This is a genomic window from Polycladidibacter stylochi, from assembly GCF_001562055.1.
GTDB lineage: Bacteria > Pseudomonadota > Alphaproteobacteria > Rhizobiales > Stappiaceae > Pseudovibrio > Pseudovibrio stylochi.
In genome coordinates this window covers 1-989 of record NZ_LLWE01000022.1, presented here as the reverse complement: position 1 = coordinate 989, position 989 = coordinate 1, and the positions used below count along the sequence as shown (strand labels likewise).

At 45.5% G+C, this 989-nt stretch carries 1 protein-coding gene; it reads left to right on the top strand.

Annotated features, from left to right (window positions below; all coding sequences use genetic code 11):
- Window positions 1–218 precede the first annotated feature (218 nt).
- On the top strand, window positions 219–542 hold the full coding sequence (locus AYK67_RS06375) for a hypothetical protein (protein WP_068083930.1): 324 nt from the start codon (window positions 219–221) through the stop codon (window positions 540–542).
- Window positions 543–989 lie beyond the last annotated feature (447 nt).

Sequence of the window (989 nt, the reverse complement as noted above, 5' to 3'; positions counted from 1 at the left end):
GCAATGCAGAGCGTAAACAGCACCTCTTCAACCTCGCGCAGGCTCAAAGAGAAGCGATGATAGAGCCAAACCACGTGAGCAATGATCTCGGACGGGAAACACTGGCGCTTGTAGCTAATCGATGATGGCGTCATACGCCAATCGCTATCTCATCAGGCTGGTGCCAAAGTTTACGTGACAACGCCAATCTTATTGGTTACTCTTGGGGTACTGCTGTAGTGGCAAACCAAGCGATTGGTGAAGCATCGAAAGGAATTACTGTTGATAATCTTGTATTAATTGGAGCGCCACTTAACCAATCTATGATGGATAGACTAAACACAACTGATGGCGTCAGGAACGTCTCTGTAATTAATTTAACGAATCAAGGTGACCCACTATCCGCAGGCATGAGCGACTTAGAAATCATCTCATCTGTGCCATCATTGTTTGGGCAAATGAGATCTAACACTGGGCATTTCCATTACAACCCGCCAGGTCCTATAGGACATCAACGGCGCATTGATCTTGGAAACCAATTGATAGACTTGGGCATCAAATAATGGCTCGCTTACTAGAAGTAGTGGCTCGCTTACTAGGAGGAATTGTGTTTGCGGCTGGGGTCGTTGGACTTCTAGCCAGTACATATCTTGCGATAGCATTACGCAGCTATGCGGACAACCTCAACCAAGATTACTTGGTGTGGCCCTTCTTTGGAATTTTTATAGCAATCTCTATATTGTTTTGCGAAGCTGGGCGAAGTTCCTTAAAGGCTATTTCACCCAAACTACTTTTAGTAGAATTATTGACGCTATCCGCGTGTATTGTTTGGTATCTAGTTTTTTGAGCTATCCCCGTCTTAGATCCGAACGGTTTTGTAGCGCATTCTGTGGGTGAATGATTTCAAGGGCGTTGTCACGTTAACTTGAAAGAGCCGGAAGAAGCTTTTCACCTTATGCCTCAGGCATCAATCATGGCAGCGTTTTTCCATTGGGCGAAGGCGCTTAGAC